At 51.7% G+C, this 476-nt stretch carries 1 protein-coding gene; it reads right to left on the bottom strand.

The genetic code is table 11. The annotated features are described in order from the left end of the window. Positions 1-476, bottom strand: a 476-nt coding sequence (locus PSH54_RS20595) for an Ig-like domain-containing protein (RefSeq protein WP_273607012.1), incomplete at both ends; no start/stop codon positions are given.

Here is a 476-nt window from a genome sequence, read left to right as displayed (position 1 = left end):
TCGTTTATATCGCCTACATTTTGTATCGTAAGCGTTGGCGCTTGCGTGTCGATAGTCGTGGTTTCACTCACGGTGGTTTCGTTGCCTACGCTGTCGCGTACGCTCACTTCAATTGTGCTTTCACCTTCACTGAGTGGTGTCGCTGGGGTGGCGCTCCACTCGCCGTTGGCATCAACAAGGGCGGTAATGGTTTGTGGGTTACCGTCACTGTCGGTCACCACAATCGTTACTTGTGCCCCTTCGCCTGCGTCACTTGTGCCGCTGATTATAGGCGTGTTGCTATTGCTTTGTGCATCCACCTCAACTGTGAGTGTAGGTGGTGTGTTATCAAAGTCATCTGAGCTTATTGTGCGTGTGTTCCCTGCTGCATCTGTGGCTGTGGCAATCACAGAGCCTACATCCAGTAGTGATACATCAAGCCCCACCAAAGACCAATTACCGTTGGCATCGGTTGTGGTGGTGTAAGTTACACCCAC

This window comes from Pseudoalteromonas sp. Angola-30 (assembly GCF_028599215.1).
GTDB lineage: Bacteria > Pseudomonadota > Gammaproteobacteria > Enterobacterales > Alteromonadaceae > Pseudoalteromonas > Pseudoalteromonas atlantica.
The sequence above is the reverse complement of the archived record's forward strand: the minus strand, read 5'-3'. Positions and strand labels throughout refer to the sequence as shown.